Origin of the sequence: Rhodococcus sp. Leaf233 (assembly GCF_001426165.1) — a bacterium.
Taxonomy (GTDB): Bacteria; Actinomycetota; Actinomycetes; order Mycobacteriales; family Mycobacteriaceae; genus Rhodococcoides; species Rhodococcoides fascians.
The window spans coordinates 189,660-207,133 of sequence record NZ_LMRO01000008.1 but is presented as its reverse complement, the minus strand read 5'-3'; the positions used below and the strand labels follow the sequence as shown (position 1 = coordinate 207,133).

At 65.0% G+C, this 17,474-nt stretch carries 16 protein-coding genes and 1 pseudogene; 8 read left to right on the top strand and 9 right to left on the bottom strand.

The features are described 5' to 3' along the window. Nucleotides 1-4 precede the first annotated feature (4 nt). From ASH04_RS08740 to ASH04_RS08730, 3 genes are read right to left on the bottom strand one after another with little or no spacing between them, the layout of a single operon-like run. Nucleotides 5-1,480 (bottom strand): NAD-dependent succinate-semialdehyde dehydrogenase, encoded by a 1,476-nt coding sequence (locus ASH04_RS08740; RefSeq protein ID WP_057473296.1) that lies wholly within the window; start codon nt 1,478-1,480, stop codon nt 5-7. Then, a complete protein-coding gene (locus ASH04_RS08735; protein WP_082519201.1) occupies nt 1,477-4,389 on the bottom strand; it encodes an FAD-binding and (Fe-S)-binding domain-containing protein in 2,913 nt (970 codons plus the stop codon). The genes ASH04_RS08740 and ASH04_RS08735 overlap by 4 nt, the downstream gene beginning before the upstream one ends. After that, a complete protein-coding gene (locus tag ASH04_RS08730) occupies nt 4,386-5,651 on the bottom strand; it encodes an aspartate aminotransferase family protein (protein ID WP_057473458.1) in 1,266 nt (421 codons plus the stop codon). The genes ASH04_RS08735 and ASH04_RS08730 overlap by 4 nt, the downstream gene beginning before the upstream one ends. A 105-nt stretch (nt 5,652-5,756) precedes the next feature. Between ASH04_RS08730 and ASH04_RS08725 the strand changes: the two genes are divergently transcribed. From ASH04_RS08725 to ASH04_RS08715, 3 genes are read left to right on the top strand one after another with little or no spacing between them, the layout of a single operon-like run. Further along, a complete protein-coding gene (locus tag ASH04_RS08725) occupies nt 5,757-6,644 on the top strand; it encodes a ribokinase (protein WP_082519200.1) in 888 nt (295 codons plus the stop codon). Next, nucleotides 6,641-7,111: a helix-turn-helix transcriptional regulator gene (locus ASH04_RS08720; protein ID WP_027497545.1), complete on the top strand. Its 471-nt coding sequence runs from the start codon at nt 6,641-6,643 to the stop codon at nt 7,109-7,111. Before ASH04_RS08725 ends, ASH04_RS08720 begins: the two co-directional genes overlap by 4 nt. A gap of 9 nt (nt 7,112-7,120) precedes the next feature. Next, on the top strand, nt 7,121-7,525 hold the full coding sequence (locus ASH04_RS08715) for a VOC family protein (RefSeq protein ID WP_027497546.1): 405 nt from the start codon (nt 7,121-7,123) through the stop codon (nt 7,523-7,525). Nucleotides 7,526-7,544: 19 nt separating this feature from the next. On the opposite strand, the gene crcB is transcribed toward ASH04_RS08715, so the two are convergent. Both crcB and ASH04_RS08705 read right to left on the bottom strand, forming a co-directional pair. Then, the gene (crcB, locus tag ASH04_RS08710) at nt 7,545-7,919 is read right to left on the bottom strand and encodes a fluoride efflux transporter CrcB (RefSeq protein WP_027497547.1); all 375 of its coding nucleotides are present in this window, start codon (nt 7,917-7,919) and stop codon (nt 7,545-7,547) included. After that, nucleotides 7,916-8,329 (bottom strand): CrcB family protein, encoded by a 414-nt coding sequence (locus ASH04_RS08705; RefSeq protein ID WP_080729950.1) that lies wholly within the window; start codon nt 8,327-8,329, stop codon nt 7,916-7,918. Before ASH04_RS08705 ends, crcB begins: the two co-directional genes overlap by 4 nt. Nucleotides 8,330-8,374: 45 nt before the next feature. Here ASH04_RS08705 and ASH04_RS08700 point away from each other — a divergent pair, with 45 nt between their 5' ends. The 5 genes and pseudogenes from ASH04_RS08700 (at nt 8,375) to ASH04_RS08685 (ending at nt 13,927) form a co-directional block, all read left to right on the top strand. Continuing rightward, on the top strand, nt 8,375-10,492 hold the full coding sequence (locus tag ASH04_RS08700; RefSeq protein ID WP_057473295.1) for a RecQ family ATP-dependent DNA helicase: 2,118 nt from the start codon (nt 8,375-8,377) through the stop codon (nt 10,490-10,492). Between the two features lie 36 nt (nt 10,493-10,528). After that, nucleotides 10,529-11,191 (top strand): annotated as a pseudogene (gene ectA / locus ASH04_RS27150) (diaminobutyrate acetyltransferase); the annotation flags it as partial. Nucleotides 11,192-11,239: 48 nt separating this feature from the next. Further along, nucleotides 11,240-12,517, top strand: a complete 1,278-nt coding sequence (gene ectB / locus ASH04_RS08695) for a diaminobutyrate--2-oxoglutarate transaminase (protein WP_045841368.1) — start codon at nt 11,240-11,242, stop codon at nt 12,515-12,517. Nucleotides 12,518-12,555: 38 nt separating this feature from the next. After that, the gene (locus ASH04_RS08690) at nt 12,556-12,954 is read left to right on the top strand and encodes an ectoine synthase (RefSeq protein ID WP_027497550.1); all 399 of its coding nucleotides are present in this window, start codon (nt 12,556-12,558) and stop codon (nt 12,952-12,954) included. A 154-nt stretch (nt 12,955-13,108) separates the two neighbouring features. Further along, nucleotides 13,109-13,927 (top strand): Sir2 family NAD-dependent protein deacetylase, encoded by an 819-nt coding sequence (locus ASH04_RS08685; RefSeq protein WP_032368456.1) that lies wholly within the window; start codon nt 13,109-13,111, stop codon nt 13,925-13,927. On the opposite strand, the gene proB is transcribed toward ASH04_RS08685, so the two are convergent. The 4 genes from proB to rplU form a co-directional block, all read right to left on the bottom strand. Further along, nucleotides 13,900-14,979, bottom strand: a complete 1,080-nt coding sequence (gene proB / locus ASH04_RS08680) for a glutamate 5-kinase (RefSeq protein ID WP_371831437.1) — start codon at nt 14,977-14,979, stop codon at nt 13,900-13,902. The two genes, ASH04_RS08685 and proB, sit on opposite strands and share 28 nt — an antisense overlap. A gap of 62 nt (nt 14,980-15,041) precedes the next feature. Beyond that, entirely contained in the window at nt 15,042-16,493 is a 1,452-nt protein-coding gene (gene obgE / locus ASH04_RS08675; protein WP_032368196.1) for a GTPase ObgE, read from the bottom strand. A 171-nt stretch (nt 16,494-16,664) separates the two neighbouring features. Beyond that, nucleotides 16,665-16,928 (bottom strand): 50S ribosomal protein L27, encoded by a 264-nt coding sequence (gene rpmA, locus ASH04_RS08670; protein ID WP_027497554.1) that lies wholly within the window; start codon nt 16,926-16,928, stop codon nt 16,665-16,667. A 59-nt stretch (nt 16,929-16,987) separates the two neighbouring features. Then, a complete protein-coding gene (gene rplU / locus ASH04_RS08665; RefSeq protein ID WP_027497555.1) occupies nt 16,988-17,299 on the bottom strand; it encodes a 50S ribosomal protein L21 in 312 nt (103 codons plus the stop codon). Nucleotides 17,300-17,474: the final 175 nt, after the last annotated feature.

Here is a 17,474-nt window from a genome sequence, read left to right as displayed (position 1 = left end):
TTCCTCAGCTGCGGGGAATCGCGAAGTATTTGTACTCCAGAAACTCGTCTATTCCGACTTTCCCGCCCTCGCGGCCGAGTCCCGATTGTTTGACACCACCGAACGGGGCTGCCGGATTCGACACCAGCCCGGTGTTGAGCCCCACCATGCCCACCTCGAGGCGCTCCCCCATTCGCAGAGCCCGATCGATGTCCTGGGTGAACACGTATCCGACCAGTCCCCATTCGGTGTCGTTGGCCAGCGCGACGACCTCGTCCTCGGTGTCGAAGGGAACGATGGCGGCCACCGGTCCGAATATTTCCTGGGACATCAGATCCGATTCGGTATCGACATCGGTCAGGACGGTCGGTGGGTAGAAGTAGCCCGGCCCGTCCGGGGCCGCACCACCGACGACGGCGCGGGCACCGCGCGCGAGAGCATCGTCGACCAGAGCCTGGACCTTGCCCCGGCCTGCGTCGTCGATCAGCGGCCCCACCTCGGTCCCGTGAGAAGCGCCCGCGCCCACCCTCAGCGCGCCCATTCGGTCGGCCAAAGCACCCGAAAAGCGTTGTGCCACACTGCGGTGAACGAAGAACCGGTTCGCTGCGGTACATGCTTCGCCCATGTTGCGCATCTTGGCAACCATGGCTCCGTCGACGGCGCGGTCGAGGTCTGCATCGTCCATGACGACGAAGGGTGCATTCCCGCCCAGCTCCATCGACGTCCGCATCACCGTCGCCGCTGCCTGTTCGAGCAGAATCTTGCCCACCGCCGTGGATCCGGTGAAGCTGATCTTGCGGGCAGCGCCGCTGCTCATCCACGACCCCACGACACCCGACGCATCGGTGGTCGGCACGATGTTGACGACGCCCGCAGGCACTCCCGCCTCGTGCAGAATCTGCACCAGCGCAAGTGCGGTCAGCGGCGTCTGCTCGGCGGGCTTGAACACGACGGTGCAGCCTGCCGCAAGGGCAGGCCCGATCTTGCGAGTTCCCATGGCCAGCGGAAAATTCCACGGCGTGACGAGAATGCAGGGCCCGACCGGCGCGCGGGTGACCACGATGCGGTTCTTCCCGTCTCCGGTCAGGGTGTGATCACCCGAGATGCGTACCGCTTCCTCCGAGAACCAGCGAAAGAACTCGGCTCCGTACGCCACCTCGCCGCGCGCGTCGGCGAGCGGTTTACCCATCTCGGCGGTGATGATCGCAGCGAGCTCCTCCGAGCGGGCCATGATCATCTCGTATGCCGTCCGCAGTATGTCGCTTCGCACTCGCGGTGCAGTGGCCGCCCACTCCGCCGCGGAGTCGACGGCTGCAGCGAGCGCTTTCTCTGCGTCCGCGATACCGCCGTCCGCAACCGTGGCGATGACCTCGCCCGTGGCCGGGTCCACGACATCGAATCGGGCGTCCGATACCGACGGCACCCACTCACCACCGATGAAACAGTCTGTGGGAGAGGTGATGCGCGGACGCGTGAGGCTGGTGGTCGAGCTGGCGGTCATGGCCGCGGTCCTTTCGTCGAACGTGGATCGAGTATCTGTGCCAGGTGTACGGATGCATCGTCGCCCGAGTCACCGGTCAGTTGGCGCACCTGCATGTGACAGCTGAATCCATCGGTCAGAACAGGAGTGTCGGGTTCGGTGGCCCGCAACGCGGGCGCGAGAGCCTGCTCGGCGACATCCATGCTGAGCTCGTAATGCCGACTCTCGAAACCGAAATTACCTGCTACACCGCAACATCCGGTGGCCTCACGTACCGACTCGATGCCCACGGCGGAGAGGGCTCGGCGCTGCGTTGCATCGCCGAAGACGGCGTACTCGTGGCAGTGAGTCTGCACCGTGACCGCAGCCGGCATGTCGCCCGAGGGCTGCCAGCCCGCGCTTGCTTGATCGATCACCGCTCCGGCGAAGCTCTGGACGCGTGCCGCGACCCTCCTCGCCGCGTCCGTGGGGACCAGTTCGGGCATGTCCTTACGGAACGCGGCCGCACAGCTCGGTTCGGTCACGACGATCGGCCTGTCGGTACCGTCGTCCAGCGCCGCAACGGCTTTCGTCAGCTGCTTGCGAGCGGACTTCAGCTGACCCGTCGAAATCCACGTCAAACCGCAACACACATCCGTTCGGCATTCGGTGGTGCGTCCGGAGTCTTCGAGAACGCGTTGTGCCGCACCCGCGACCTCGGGGCGAAAACCTTGTGTGAACGTGTCGACGACGAGCACCACATCGGCGTCGCGGCCACCGCCGACTCGGACGGCATCGGCCAGTTCCTTCGACGACGCGAACCGAGGCAATGCGCGTTCGGTGGTCAGCCCACCCAGACGTGCCGCCACTGCCGACACCCGGGGTGTCAGCAGACGATTGAGCAGCGGTGCCGTTCGCTTCGTCACCGCGAGCCATCGAGGCAACCACCCGAGCGAGTAGTGCGACAGCGGCCGCAGCCGCCTCGCGTAGTGATGGTCGAGGAACTCCGATTTGTACGTGGCCATGTCGACGCCGACGGGACAGTCCGAGGAGCAGGCCTTGCACGACAGGCAGAGATCGAGCGACTCCGCAACGTCCTTCGATGCCCATCCGTCGGCCACCGTCGGAGAACTGCGCACCATCTCCTGCAGCACCCGCGCCCGGCCCCGCGTCGAATCCTTCTCGTCACCCGTCGCACGGTAGCTCGGGCACATGACGCCACCGGTTGTCGTTCGACATTTCCCCACGCCCACACAGGATTGGGTGGCATGGACGAACGGGTCCAGATCGGATCGCGACCCTATCTGGTGCAGATCGAAGCTGGTCTTCCACTCCCGGGCCGGAATGCCTTGAAGCATCAGGTTGTCCATCAGGGGTTCGGGGTCGGTGATCGATCCTGGGTTCAGGATTCCCGCGGGGTCCCAGATGCGCTTGAACCGGGAGAAGGCGTCGAGCATGCGAAGGGAATACATGACCGGCAACAACTCCGAGCGCGCGCGGCCGTCACCGTGCTCGCCCGAAAGACTGCCGCCGTGCTTGACGACGACGCGTGCGGCAGCGCGCAGGAAGTCGTACATCACTCGTCGTCCGGCGTCGGTGCGTTGGTCGAAGGTGATCCGTACGTGCATGCAGCCGGCACCGAAGTGGCCGTACATCACTCCGGTCAAGTCGTGTTCGGCCAGTAGCGAATTCAGGTCCGCGAGATACGCCGACAGGTTTTCCGGTGCCACGGCGGCGTCTTCCCAACCGCCCCAGGACTCGACTCCACTCGCCAGGCGCGTCGCCAAACCGGCACCGTCCTCGCGCACCCGCCACAACGCTGCGCGATCGGCCGCATCGGTCACGATACGACCCTCTTTGACGCGCCCGAGCCGACCGAGCGCCTCGAGCAACCGAGATGCCTTGTCCTGCACTTCTGTCGCATCGGCCCCGTCGAGGTCGACGTACAACCAGGCATTTCCTGCAGGGAGCCCCCGTACCGAGTCCGGTCCGCGGCGATACTCCATCGTGCCGGCGATGTTGTCGTCGATTCCTTCGACGGCGGCGGGTGAGAACTCGAGAATGGTCGTCACGTCCGCCGCGGCGGCCACCACGTCGTCGTATCCGAGACACAGCAGCAGTGCGGCTGGGGGTACGGGCACGACGGCGACGGTCACCGACACGATCACCGCGCAGGCACCTTCGCTTCCGACGAGAGCCCGGGCGACGTCGAAACCGTTCTCCGGCAACAGATGCGAGAGGTGGAATCCCGATACCTGACGCGGGATGCGACCCAACTCGACCCGCAGGAGGGCCAGGTTGTCGGACACCAGCGAGCGCAGCTCGTTCGAGATACGTTCGGCTGCAGCGACAGCCGCCGAGTCCTGGGTTCGCAGCGCCTGCACACCACTGCGGGTGACTCGCAGCAGGTATCCGTCGGCGGTCACCACGTCCATGGCCACCGTGTGGTCGGCGGTGCGTCCGTACCGCACGGAGTGGTTACCGCACGCGTCGTTGCCGACGGCTCCGCCCACCGTCGCGCGGGTCTTGCTGGACGGATCGGGCGCAAAGGTGAAGGCACCGTCGGTCCGCGTCACCAGCTGACGTTGCAACTCCGAGATGACGATTCCGGGCTCGACGACGGCAGTCCTGGACTCGGTGTCGACCGAGAGCACCCGGTTCATGTGGCGCGAGAAGTCGAGGACGATCCCACGGCCGATTGCGTTGCCCGCCATGGAGGTACCGCCGCCACGCCCGATGACGACAACGTCGGCGGCGGCACACAGCGACACGACCGTAGCCACTTCGTCGGCGCTGCGCGGAAAGACGACAGCGGCCGGCGGGACTCGGTAGTTCGACGCGTCGTAGGAGTATTCGGCCAACCGTCGGGACGAATCGTCGACGTCGATGCCCAGTCTTCGCACTCGCTGTACGAGTGCGGGCACCTCGGAACGAACAGGGGCTGCTGTCACAGCACGTTCTTCAATGTCCGCGACAACGCGTCGAGTCCGAACGTCATCTCGTCGTCGCTCACGATCAGTGCTGGAATGATACGAACCACGTTGCCGAGCGCACCGCAGGTGAGCAACAGCAGCCCTTCGTCGATGGCACCCTGTTGCACCCGCAGAGCAGCGGCGGCGTCGGGATTGCCCGAGCTGTCGACGAATTCGAGCGCCTGCATCAATCCGAGTCCCCGAGCATCACCGATGGCCGGGTGCTGTTCCTTCAGCGCGAGAAGGCCGTCGAGGAGAACTCGGCCCTGCGCTGCCGCGTTGTCGACCAGCCCTTCCTCGCGCACGACGTCGAGGGTAGCGACTCCCGCCGCAGCAGCGACGGCGTTGCCGCCGTAGGTTCCGCCTTGCGACCCCGGCCATGCCTTGCCCATCAGCTCTGCCGATGCGGCGATCGCCGAGATCGGGAACCCGCTGGCGAGTCCTTTTGCGGTAATGAGGATGTCGGGAGTGATCGACGAGTGCTGATGGCCCCAGAACGTTCCGGTGCGTCCGACTCCGGCCTGCACCTCGTCGACGATCAGGACGATGCCGTGGGTGTCGGCGCGTTCGCGCAAGCCCTCGAGGAATGCAGGGGGCGTGGGCAGGTACCCGCCGTCGCCCAGCACCGGCTCGATGATGAACGCAGCCGTGTCGGCGGGGCTGGACATCGTCATCAACAGGTAGTCGAGTTCCTTCAGCGCGAAGGCGACTGCGGTGTCGATGTCCCATCCGTACCGAAATGCATACGGAAACGGTGCGATGTGCACCCCACCCATGATCGGCGAGAATCCCGATCGGAACTTGGTTCCCGCCGTGGTGAGCGATGCAGCCGCCACCGTTCGCCCGTGGAAGCCGCCGTGGAATGCAACGATGTTCGGTCGACCGGTTGCCATGCGCGCCAATCGGATCGACGCCTCGACTGCCTCGGATCCCGAGTTCGCGTAGAACACACTGTCCAACCCGGCAGGCAACACTTCTCCGAGCTTGTCGGTCAGCGCGAGCAGAGGCTGATGCATGACGGTCGTGTACTGGGCGTGGATGATCTTGCCCACCTGTTCGCGAGCTGCCTCGACCACGCGGGGATGGCAGTGACCGGTGCTGGTGACGCCGATGCCGGTCGTGAAGTCGAGGTACTTGCGCCCGTCGGTCCCGATGATCCAGCTGCCCTTTCCGTGGTCGACGACGATCGGGGTCGCCTGCTTGAGTGCGGGGCTGAGGTGGGTGCGAGTCGACGCTGTCATGGACGCCATCGTCACCCACCGATTCCGGATTGTCAACAATCTGCAATTGTGAATTCCGGGCGGGATCGACCCGTTCGGTCGAGCCGAGAGCGATAGGGTTCGGTCGTGTCCGCATCGAACCCCCGCTCGAGCAGCCCGCGCATCGTCGTACTGGGCAGCATCAACATGGACCTGATCACTCGGACCCCCGCCCTGCCCGAACCGGGCGAAACCGTGTTGGGGACCTCGTTCGACACCGCACCCGGCGGCAAAGGTGCCAACCAGGCGATCGCGGCGTCGAAGTCGGGAGCTCGCGTGAGCTTCGTCGGGGCGGTCGGCGACGACGAATTCGGGCCGACACTGCGGCACACACTCACCAGCGCAGGCGTCGACGACCATGCTCTGCGAACCGCAGCGGGAGCGTCCGGTATCGCCGCCATCACCGTCGATGACCGAGCCGAGAACAGCATCGTGGTCGTCGCCGGAGCCAACGGCGGTGTACACGAGCTCACCGACGACGACCTGGCAATCATCGACGAGGCCGATATCCTGCTGTGCCAGCTGGAGATTCCCCTCGAGACCGTACTCGCCGCGTTCGAGTACGCACACTCCCACGACGTCGTGACGATGCTCAACCCGTCCCCCGTCCAGGATCTGCCCGACGCTCTCGTTGCCGCCACCGACGTCCTGGTGGTCAACGAGGCCGAGGAAGCGCGCATCGGGAGCCGAGCGAAGAACATAGAACATGTGGTCACCACGCTCGGCGCACGAGGCGCGATATATCGCGGCTCGGAATCGTTCGAAGTACCCGCGCCGAAGGTCGAGGCGGTCGACACCACCGGAGCGGGTGACGCATTCGCCGGAGCACTCGCGGCATCCTGGTCGAGCGGACCCCGCGCTGCCATCCAATGGGCCGTCGCCGCAGGTGCTTTCGCTGCGACGGGAGCCGGCGCGAGCGCGTCCTCGGGAACGAGGGCCCAGATCGAATCCCTCCGCGGTGCGGACGCGCGATGACTGCGTACGACCCGACCGAGCTCCGCCTGCTGCGCCGCGCACGCGATCGAATGGATCGCGATTTCGCGCAACCGCTCGACGTCCCCTCACTCGCCAGAACCGCGCTGATGTCCACTGCACATTTCAGTCGCCGGTTTCGGGAGGCCTACGGCGAGACGCCGTACGCGCATCTGATGACACGACGGATCGAGCGCGCCAAAGCGCTGCTGCGACGCGGAGACGTCACGGTCACCGAGGCATGCTTCGCCGTCGGCTGTACCAGTCTCGGGTCGTTCAGCTCGAGATTCACCGAGATCGTGGGCGAGACACCGAGCGCCTACCGCGCCCGCGATCATCGTGGCAGCCACGCCGTACCCAGCTGCACCGCGATGGTTCTCGGACGCCCGATGCGAGGGCCCACATCCCCGACGGCGGCGGTGACCGAGCCGAGCAGAATCGAAGAAGCATCTGCGGCCGGGGCGTCCTAGCCTTCATCCATGACACTTTCACTGAGCCACGTTCACGTCTACACCGACGACCCCGATGCCTCGGTAGCGTTCTACCGGGACGCTCTCGGACTCGAGGTCAAGAGCGAGGTGGCCAACGACGGCTACCGCTGGATCACGCTGTCCACCAGCGAACAACCCGAAATCGAGGTCGTGCTGTCGCAGCCGCACGCAGGCCGTTCTCGGGAACTGGGCGATCAGCTCGCCGCGCTGCTGGCCAAGGGCGAGTTGCCGGGACTACTGTTCCGCGCCGACGACCTCGACGCCGCGTTCGAGCGGATCCGCGCGGCGGGTACGGGCGAGATACTGCAGGAGCCGACGAGTCAGCCCTGGGGTGCCCGCGATGCCGCGTTCCGTGACCCGGCCGGAAACATGGTGCGCGTCAGCCAAGCCTGAAGTGTGGCGCCCGCCTCGACTACAGAGCCGAGGCGAGCGCCAGACCGCCACCGCACGCGAGTACGGACGCCACCAGCGTGCCGATCGCGTTGACGGCGGCGTCGACCCGACGGCCCTGCTGCAGTAACCGCACGGTGTCCACGGTCGAGGTACTGAAGGTGGTGTAGCCCCCACAGAACCCGGTTCCGAGAACTGCCTGCGCATCGGTGGAGCCGGCGCGCAGCATCACCCAGCCGGCCAGCAACCCGAGCAAGAACGAGCCCGAGATGTTGATACCGACGGTTGCCCACGGGAAGCTCGTGCGCGAGCTCAGCCGTGACTTCACCTCCGCATCGACGAAGAATCGCGCGACCGACCCGAGCGCGCCGGCCAGGATCACCAGGGCCGCGATCATCGGATCACTCTGTTGGCGAACATGATTCCGGCTCCGGCCGCCACAACTCCCAACACCACACTGACGACGGCGTATGCCGACGCCAGTCCGGTGAATCCGCCCCGGACACCCTCGACCGTTTCGAGGGCGAAGGTGCTGTACGTGGTGAACGCGCCACAGAACCCCGAACCGCCGAGCAACCGGAGCCGACGCCGTCCACCCGTATCGGGACCACTGCGCAGCAGCGACTCGAGCAGCAACCCCAGCACGAACGCACCGACGATGTTGATTCCGAAGGTGGCGAGAGGCCACTGCGACGTCGTGTGCGGGAGACGTTCCTCGATCGCATAGCGAGCAGCAGTGCCTGCCGCGCCGCCGACGAATACCGTTGCCAAGGCCGCGAGGTTGCGATGCGATGCCGGGTCGCTCACCGCCGGCTCTGCTCTCTGTCGTACCGATGCTGCACGATGAACAGTATGACGACAGCGACGCACGCGACCGTAGGCAACTTGCGCGAAGACGCCGAAAGGCTGCTGCGTGAGCTCGCCGGCCCCGATGCGGTGTTGCGCGAGGACCAGTGGACGGCAATAGAGGCGCTGGTCGTGCACCGTCGGCGGGCGTTGGTGGTCCAGCGGACCGGTTGGGGTAAGTCGGCTGTCTACTTCATCGCCGCGAAACTACTGCGCGCCCAGGGTCTGGGACCGACGGTCATCGTGTCGCCGCTGCTGGCGTTGATGCGAAACCAGGTCGCCTCTGCGCAGCGCGCCGGGGTGCGGGCGGCGACCATCAACTCGGGCAACATGACCGAGTGGGACGAGATCCATCAACAGGTGAACTCGGGTGAGCTCGACGTGCTGTTGGTCAGCCCCGAGCGGCTGAACAATCCCGACTTCCGCGACCAGGTGCTGCCGTCGTTGGCCGGTGACGCCGGCCTGGTCGTGGTCGACGAAGCCCACTGCGTCTCCGATTGGGGACATGATTTCCGGCCCGACTACCGGCGGATCCGAACCCTCATCGCCGAACTGCGCGACGGCATACCCGTGCTGGCCACCACCGCGACCGCGAACGACCGGGTGGTCGACGACGTCGCCGCCCAACTCGGGGTCGGCGGCGGAGACACCCTGGTCCTACGCGGCGGACTCGCACGAGACTCACTACGGATGTCGGTGGTGCGGATCGAGAACGCCACCGAGCGCGCAGCGTGGCTCGGCGATCACCTGAAGACCCTGCCGGGCTCCGGAATCATCTACACGCTGACGGTCTCGGCCGCCAAGGATCTCGCCGCGCTGCTCACCGACCAGGGCCACGTCGTGGCGTCGTACACCGGTCAGACCGACCCCACCGAACGCGAATCACTCGAAGCCGACCTACTCGCAAACCGGGTCAAGGCGCTCGTCGCGACCTCCGCACTCGGCATGGGGTTCGACAAACCCGACCTCGGCTTCGTCGTGCACATGGGGGCACCGTCCTCGCCGATCTCCTACTACCAGCAGGTCGGTCGCGCCGGCCGCGCCACCGAACGCGCCGACGTCGTACTACTCCCCGGCCACGAGGACCGGCAGATCTGGAGCTATTTCGCCTCCGTCGCATTCCCGCGGGAACATCTCGTGCGACAGGTCATCGAGGCACTCGATACCGACAAGGCTCAGTCGACCCAAGCTCTCGAGCCACTGGTCGAGCTCAATCGCAGCAGGCTCGAGATGGTGCTCAAGGTCCTGGACGTCGACGGGGCCGTCAGACGCGTCCGTGGCGGTTGGATGGCCACCGGTGAGTCGTGGAAGTACGACGCGAGCCGCTACGAACGCCTCGAGCAAGCCAGGGACCGTGAGCAGCAGGCGATGCTCGACTACCAGAGCACCGATGGGTGCCGGATGGAATTTCTTCGTCGGCAGCTCGACGACCCCGATCTCGGCGCACCCGGCACCGAGTCCGACCGTTGCGGCCGATGCGACAACTGCACGGGCGAGCATCTCTCGTCCGCGGTCGATGCCACGTCGGTCGACTCTGCGAGGGCCCGGCTCGATCGCCCCGGACTCGATCTCCAGCCCCGAAAGCAGTGGCCCAGTGGAATGAAAAAGCTCGGTGTATCGCTCTCGGGCAAGATCGGCAACCCGCACCGACCGGGTCGCGTTCTCGGCCGCCTCACCGACCTCGGGTGGGGTGGACGCTTGCGAGCCCTGCTGGATGCACCCGACGCTCCCGTCACTGAGGCGCTGGAGAAGGCCTGCATCTCGGTGCTGGCCAACTGGGACTGGGCCGACCGGCCAACCGCCGTGCTGGCCCTCGACTCCCCCACCCACCCGCTGCTGGTGCGCTCGGTAGCCGAGCGCCTGGCAACCGTCGGCAAGCTGGAGAACCTGGGAGTGATGCAGGTCAGACCGGGACATCCCTCGGTATCGGCCGCGAATTCGGCCTTCCGAGTTGCCGGCCTGGTGGACTCGTGGGAGGTTCCGGACGTATCGTCCGTAGACGGGCCGATTCTGCTCGTCGATCTGCTCACCGACACCGGCTGGACGTTCACGTGTGCAACCGCTGCACTGCAGGCTGCGGGAGCGGATGCGATCCTCCCCTTTGCATTGGCAACGCCCAAATAGGGCATAGCGGCAACGCCGAACCAGGGCCTTCTCGGAATGCGGGTTTGGAAACGCGCCAGGTGGGTACCGCCAACCGATCCCGAAATATGTGAGCACCATCACAACCGGCGGTTAACCAGGCAAAGCATGTCCGATTCGGGCGTCGATTCTCCGACGCACTCGATATGCTCCCGCCTCCTTGTTACGGTCGTATTTCCTATGAAGCCTGCATTGCTGAGAGGTACCCCGCTCACTGCGCCGGACGCAGTGAAGTTTCGTAAGCCACAGATCTCCGACGGAGTCCGGCTCTGGGAGATCGCAAGAGATTCACGAGTTCTGGATCTGAACTCCAGCTACTCGTACGTGTTGTGGTGCCGAGATTTCGCGGCCACCACTGTCGTATCCGACATCGACGGCCGCGCAGTCGGTTTCGTCACCGGATACATCCGCCAGGACGCCCCTCGAACGCTGTTCGTGTGGCAGGTCGCCGTGGATGCGGACCAGCGCGGCAAGGGACTTGCCGGTCGCATGCTCATGGAGCTGCTCGACCGCCTCGAGCCACAGGGCATCACGCACCTCGAAACCACGATCAGCCCGGACAACGAAGCGTCCATCGCAACCTTCACCAGCCTCGCACGCAAGCGAGGTACCGACATCGTCAAGTCGGATTTGTTCGCGCCCAACGATTTCCCTGATAGCCACGAAGCAGAAGAGCTCTACACCGTAGGCCCGGACGCATCGCGGAATTACGAAAGGAACAAGCAGAACATGACCGAAAAGAACACAGTGACAACAGAGAAGCCCGACGTCTTCGAGACCGTCGAGTCCGGCGTGCGTAGTTACAGTCGCCAGTGGCCCGCCGTATTCACCACAGCGAAGAACTCGGTCATCACCGACGAGAACGGCAACGACTACCTCGATTTCTTCGGTGGCGCAGGCGCACTCAATTACGGCCACAACAACGACATGATCAAGAGCGCGTTGGTGGACTACATCACCAGCGATGGCATCACGCACGGACTCGACATGTCCACCGTCGCCAAGCGTGAGTTCCTCGAGTCGTTCAAGAAGAACATCCTCGACCCCCGCGGCTTGGACTACAAGGTTCAGTTCCCCGGTCCGACGGGCACCAACACCGTCGAGGCAGCGCTCAAGCTCGCTCGCAAGGTCACCGGGCGCGAGGCAATCATCAACTTCACCAACGCATTCCACGGCATGACACTCGGCGCGTTGTCGGTCACCGGCAACTCGATGAAGCGAGCTGGCGCCGGAATTCCATTGGTGCACACCACTCCGATGCCGTACGACAACTACTTCGGCGGCGTCACCGAGGACTTCCAGTGGTTCGAGCGCGTTCTCGACGACTCGGGCAGTGGATTCAACCGACCGGCCGCGGTGATCGTAGAGACCATTCAGGGCGAGGGCGGAATCAACGTCGCACGACCGGAGTGGTTGCGCGCGTTGGCCGAACTGTGCTCGCGACGCGAAATTCTGCTGATCGTCGACGACGTGCAGATGGGCTGCGGCCGCACCGGCCAGTTCTTCTCGTTCGAGGAAGCCGGCATCACCCCGGACATCGTCACCCTGTCGAAGTCCATCGGCGGCTACGGCATGCCGCTGGCGCTGACACTGTTCAAGCCCGAGCTGGACGTCTGGGCACCGGGTGAGCACAACGGCACCTTCCGCGGCTTCAACCCGTCGTTCGTCACGGCAAAGGCAGCCATCGACCACTACTGGTCCGACGACAAGTTCGAGAAGGAAACCCTCGCCAAGGGCGAGCACATCCAGGATCGGTTCATGAAGTTGTGCGCCAAGTTCGACGGCATCTCGACTCGCGGTCGCGGCATGGTCCAGGCTCTGGTGTTCGACGACGCGGAGTTGGCCGGCAAGGTGTCTCAGCTGTGCTACGACGAGCGTCTGCTCGTCGAGACCGCGGGCCCCAAGGACGAGGTCGTCAAGCTTCTTCCCCCGTTGACCACGACGATCGACGAGCTCGACCGCGGCCTGGACATCATCGAAAGTGCAGTGGCGAAAGTTCTGTCCTAGCCGCGTCCAGCACACACCGACATCGAAGGAGACATCGCATGATCGTTCGCACCACCGAAGAAATCACCGGAACCGACCGCGACATCTCGAGCGAGGACGGCAACTGGCGCAGCAAGAGAATCATTCTGGGCGGTGACAAGGTCGGCTTCTCGTTCCACGAGACCACCATCCAGCCCGGAACGGTGAACAACTTCCACTACGCGAACCACGTCGAAGCGGTGTGGCTCATCGAGGGTGAAGGAACGCTGACCGATCGCGAGACCGGACAGACGTACGAGCTCGGACCGGGGTCGATGTACCTGCTCAACGGGCACGAGCGTCACACCGTGGAGCCGCGCACGACAATGCGCATGCTGTGTGTGTTCAACCCGCCGGTCGTCGGCAACGAGACGCACGACGAAAACGGCGTGTACCCCCTCGTCGAGGTACCTGCGTAACGCATTTCGTCACAACACCGGGCCCGCACCGACGCATCGTCGGTGCGGGCCCGGTGTCGTCGTTGTCGGTCGATGCGTGACACGACTCTTCGCTATCCTGGACGAGGTGAATGCTCCGACCGCGCCCGCGGAAACGTATCGGCAATTGCTCTCGATGCTGGACGGAAGAACTGTTGCAGTGCTCACCGGTGCCGGCATGTCGACCGACTCCGGAATTCCGGACTATCGGGGTCCGAAGTCACCACCGCGCAATCCGATGACTTTTCAGCAGTTCATCGGTGATGCCGAGTTCAGAAGGCACTACTGGGCGCGTAATCACGTGGGTTGGCGACACATGGACGCGGCAGTGCCCAACGACGGCCACCGAGCCCTGACCCGTCTCGAACGCGCAGGAGTCGTCACCGGCATCATCACCCAGAACGTCGATATGCTGCACACCAAGGCCGGCAGCCGCAACGTCATCGATCTCCACGGTGTCTACGCCCGCGTGCGCTGCCTGAACTGCGAGCGGTTGGTGTCGAGGTTCGAGTTGGCCAGACGCTTGGATCGAGCCAACCCCGGCTTCGTCGAATCCGTTGCTCCGGCCGAGGGCGTCGAGATCGCACCCGACGCCGACGCGATCATCTCGTCCACCGCGCATTTTCGGATGGTCGATTGCGAATCCTGTTCCGGCATACTCAAACCCGACATCGTCTATTTCGGCGAGAGTGTCCCCAAACCGCGCGTCGCCGAGGCCTTCGACCTCGTCGATCGCAGCGACGCGCTGCTGGTGCTGGGGTCCTCGCTGACCGTGATGTCGGGCCTGCGATTCGTCAGACACGCGTTCAAGACCGGCACGCCCGTTGTCATCGTCAATCGGGGTTCTACCCGTGGCGACGAATTCGCCTCTCTCACACTGCATACCGGCTGTTCGGAAACAGCGACAGCGCTGGCCGACGCGTCCGATCAGGCGCGGACGAGATCGTCCGCGTGAACCACCGGACGCTGTAGCTCCGCGGCCAACTCCCCCGTGGACCGCCCGAGCATTCCGGACAACTCCCCGGAGTCGTAGGCGACGACCCCACGGGCCACCAGTACACCGTCGGTATCGACGAGAGAGACGACGTCTCCGCCGTGAAAAGAACCGGACACGGCCGTGATCCCCGCAGACAACAACGACCTGCGCCGCTCGACGACTGCTCGCACGGCACCGGCATCGAGGTGTAGCTCACCTGCCGCGTCGGCCGCATGCCGCACCCAGAACTTTCGTGCCGACAACCGCGTCGGGCGCGCCGCGAAGGCGGTGCCCACTGCGGATGTCGTCAGAGCGTGAGCAGCATCGGATGCCGCGGCCAGCAGCACCGGAACCCCGGCGTCGGCCGCCAGGCGCGCAGCAGAGAGTTTGGAGGCCATACCGCCGGTACCGAGCGCTCCCCCGGACCCGGCGACGACGCCGTCCAGATCCTCCGGGCTGGTCACCTCGGGGATCAACGTGGCCGAGCCCTTACGCGGGTCACCGTCGTACAGCCCGTCCACATCCGAGAGCAGGAACAGCGCGTCGGCACCGACGAGGTGTGCCACGAGTGCCGCCAACCGATCGTTGTCACCGAACCGAATCTCGGCGGTGGCCACGGTGTCGTTCTCGTTGACGATCGCTACTGCGCCGAGCGACCGTAGCCGATCCAAGGTGCGCTGCGCATTACGGTGATTGGTTCGCCGCGCGATGTCCTCGGCGGTCAGCAACACCTGCCCGACCGTGCGGCCGTACCGGTGGAACGACGAACTCCAGGCGTGGACCAGAGCAAGCTGCCCTACGCTCGCCGCAGCCTGCTTCGTTGCGAGGTCACGCGGGCGTCTGGTGAGGCCGAGTGGTGCCATGCCTGCACCGATCGCGCCCGACGAGACGACGACCACGTCGGTGCCGCTACGCATCCGCGACTCGATGGCGTCGGCCAACAGGTCCAGTCGAGCCAGATCGAGACCGGCATCGAGGCTGGTGAGCGCCGAGGATCCGATCTTGACCACGATGCGCTTGGCGTCGGCGATCGTACGACGGGTATCGGTGAGAGCCTCTGCGGGCGAATCGGATTCACGCACCGACACCTCGTCTACTCCTGTTCGGTATCGAGCCCGCGGCGAACCTGACGGGCGTGCTTGCGCTCGGAGGCACCGATGCGCTCGACCTGATCGAGTCGAGCATCGGTGCCGCGACCGGTCATCGTGATCTCGACACCGGCCGGGGTCTGCGGTTCCCAATCGAAGGACACGTCGCCGATGGTGACCGACGCGCCCGGCTGAGCGCCCGCCTTGATCAGTGCATCCTCGACGCCGAGCCGCGCGAGGCGGTCCGCGAGGTAGCCGACAGCCTCGTCATTGGTGAACTGCGTCTGGCGCACCCACCGTTCCGGACGGGTACCGCGCACGATGAAGCCGTCCGGGATGTCCGGATCCTTGACGACCTTGAAGCTGTCGTCGTTTCGTGCGACGGGACGCAGCACCTGACGCCGCGGCTCCGGTGCCGGGTGCGCTGTGCGGTAATCCTCGACGAGCTTCGCCAACGCGAACGTCAGAGGCTTGAGACCGGCGCGCGTCACTGCGGAGATGGTGAACACCGGCCAGCCGCGAGACTCGAATTCCGCGGTGACCATTTCGGCGAGCTCGGCACCCTCGGGAATGTCTGCCTTGTTCAGTACGACGATGCGGGGCCGGTCGGCGAGATCACCGAGGCTGGCATCACCGGACAGGGCCGGCTTGTAGGCCGCCAGCTCCGCTTCGAGAGCGTCGACGTCGGAGATCGGGTCACGGCCCGGATCCAGTGTCGCGCAATCGACTACGTGTGCGAGCACAGCGCATCGCTCGAGGTGACGCAGAAAGTCCAGTCCGAGACCGCGGCCCTGACTCGCGCCGGGGATCAGTCCGGGGACGTCGGCGACGGTGAACGTGGTGTCTCCACTGGAGACGACACCGAGGTTGGGCACCAGTGTGGTGAACGGGTAGTCGGCGATCTTCGGCTTCGCTGCGGAAAGAACCGAAACCAACGAGGACTTACCGGCCGACGGGAATCCGACGAGGCCGACGTCGGCGACGGACTTGAGTTCGAGGACGAGTTCGCGTTCGATGCCCTCTTCGCCGAGCAGAGCGAAACCGGGCGCTCGACGAGCCTTGGACGCCAGTGCTGCGTTGCCGAGCCCGCCGCGCCCGCCGGGAGCGGCGTCGAAACGCGTTCCCTCACCGATCATGTCGGCGAGGACGTTGCCCTTCTTGTCGAGCACGACGGTGCCGTCGGGGACCTTGAGAATCAGGTCCTCTCCGTTGGCCCCTTCTCGGTTTCCGCCCATGCCCTGAGTTCCGTTGCCGGCCTTCGCATGACTGGAGAAGTGGAAGTCGAGCAATGTGTGGACGTTGCTGTCGACGACGAAGATGACTCCGCCACCCTGACCGCCGTTGCCGCCGTCCGGGCCGCCGAGAGGCTTGAACTTCTCGCGGTGAACCGAAGAGCAGCCGTTGCCACCTTTGCCGGCGCTGACGTGCAGCACCACGCGGTCGATGAATCGTGACATAGCTGTCTTCGATCCTTTCTGGAAGAAAAACGGGGTGAAAAAAGCGATAGGGGCGGACCGGTCTCGTGACCCTGGTCCGCCCCTATCGGGAGCTGTGAACGTGCGCGGTGGACGTCCGACCCGGGCAGTTGCCTGCCGTGCCGGTCATCGTGAGCGCGAGCTGCAGAAGGACTAGGCCTCTACAGTGACCGGAACGATGTTCACGGTCTTGCGTCCGCGCTTGGCACCGAATTCGACTGCGCCGGGAGCGAGTGCGAACAAGGTGTCGTCGCCGCCACGGCCGACGTTGACGCCGGGGTGGAAGTGCGTGCCGCGCTGGCGGACCAGGATCTCGCCTGCGCCGACGGTCTGGCCGCCGAAACGCTTGACGCCGAGGCGCTGTGCGTTCGAGTCGCGACCGTTACGGGAGCTTGATGCACCCTTCTTATGTGCCATGTTGCATACCCTCCTCGGGGTGAATCAGCTGAAAAGAACTCGGGTCCGGTAAGACCTGGTTACTTGATGCCGGTGACCTTGAGGACAGTCAGCTTCTGCCTGTGTCCCTGACGCTTGTGGTATCCGGTCTTGTTCTTGAACTTGTGGATGCGGATCTTCGGGCCCTTGGTGTGCTCGACGATCTCACTGGCGACCGAGATCTTTGCCAGCTTGTCTGCATCTGTGGTCAGGTCGGATCCGTCTACGACGAGGACCGGAGCAAGCGAGACAGCAGTGCCGGGCGCTCCCTCGATCTTCTCGACCTTGACGAGGTCACCAACAGCGACCTTGTACTGCTTTCCGCCGGTCTTGACGATCGCGTACGTTGCCATCGGAGGGCTACCCCTTGCTTCTTCGAACTTGCTCGCGTTGCGCATGGCACCGCGACTGGTCTGGTAAAACGTGTTTGCTTGCTCCCATTCGGCCGATCCGGACCGAACTGCATCCGAACCACTCGAGAACTGTTTCCACTTGCAGGACCGCTAGGCACAACAAGACAGTGTCACC

Excerpts from the sequence above, each read along its gene's own strand:
- ASH04_RS08730 (WP_057473458.1), bottom strand. The coding sequence starts at position 5,651 with ATGACAGCGTCGACTCGCACCCACCTCAGCCCCGCACTCAAGCAGGCG.
- ectB (WP_045841368.1), top strand. The coding sequence starts at position 11,240 with ATGACCGAAAAGAACACAGTGACAACAGAGAAGCCCGACGTCTTCGAG.
- ASH04_RS08740 (WP_057473296.1), bottom strand. The coding sequence starts at position 1,480 with ATGACCGCCAGCTCGACCACCAGCCTCACGCGTCCGCGCATCACCTCT.
- ASH04_RS08720 (WP_027497545.1), top strand. The coding sequence starts at position 6,641 with ATGACTGCGTACGACCCGACCGAGCTCCGCCTGCTGCGCCGCGCACGC.
- ASH04_RS08690 (WP_027497550.1), top strand. The coding sequence starts at position 12,556 with ATGATCGTTCGCACCACCGAAGAAATCACCGGAACCGACCGCGACATC.
- crcB (WP_027497547.1), bottom strand. The coding sequence starts at position 7,919 with ATGATCGCGGCCCTGGTGATCCTGGCCGGCGCGCTCGGGTCGGTCGCG.
- ASH04_RS08685 (WP_032368456.1), top strand. The coding sequence starts at position 13,109 with ATGCTGGACGGAAGAACTGTTGCAGTGCTCACCGGTGCCGGCATGTCG.
- obgE (WP_032368196.1), bottom strand. The coding sequence starts at position 16,493 with ATGTCACGATTCATCGACCGCGTGGTGCTGCACGTCAGCGCCGGCAAA.
- ASH04_RS08700 (WP_057473295.1), top strand. The coding sequence starts at position 8,375 with ATGACGACAGCGACGCACGCGACCGTAGGCAACTTGCGCGAAGACGCC.
- rplU (WP_027497555.1), bottom strand. The coding sequence starts at position 17,299 with ATGGCAACGTACGCGATCGTCAAGACCGGCGGAAAGCAGTACAAGGTC.
- rpmA (WP_027497554.1), bottom strand. The coding sequence starts at position 16,928 with ATGGCACATAAGAAGGGTGCATCAAGCTCCCGTAACGGTCGCGACTCG.
- ASH04_RS08715 (WP_027497546.1), top strand. The coding sequence starts at position 7,121 with ATGACACTTTCACTGAGCCACGTTCACGTCTACACCGACGACCCCGAT.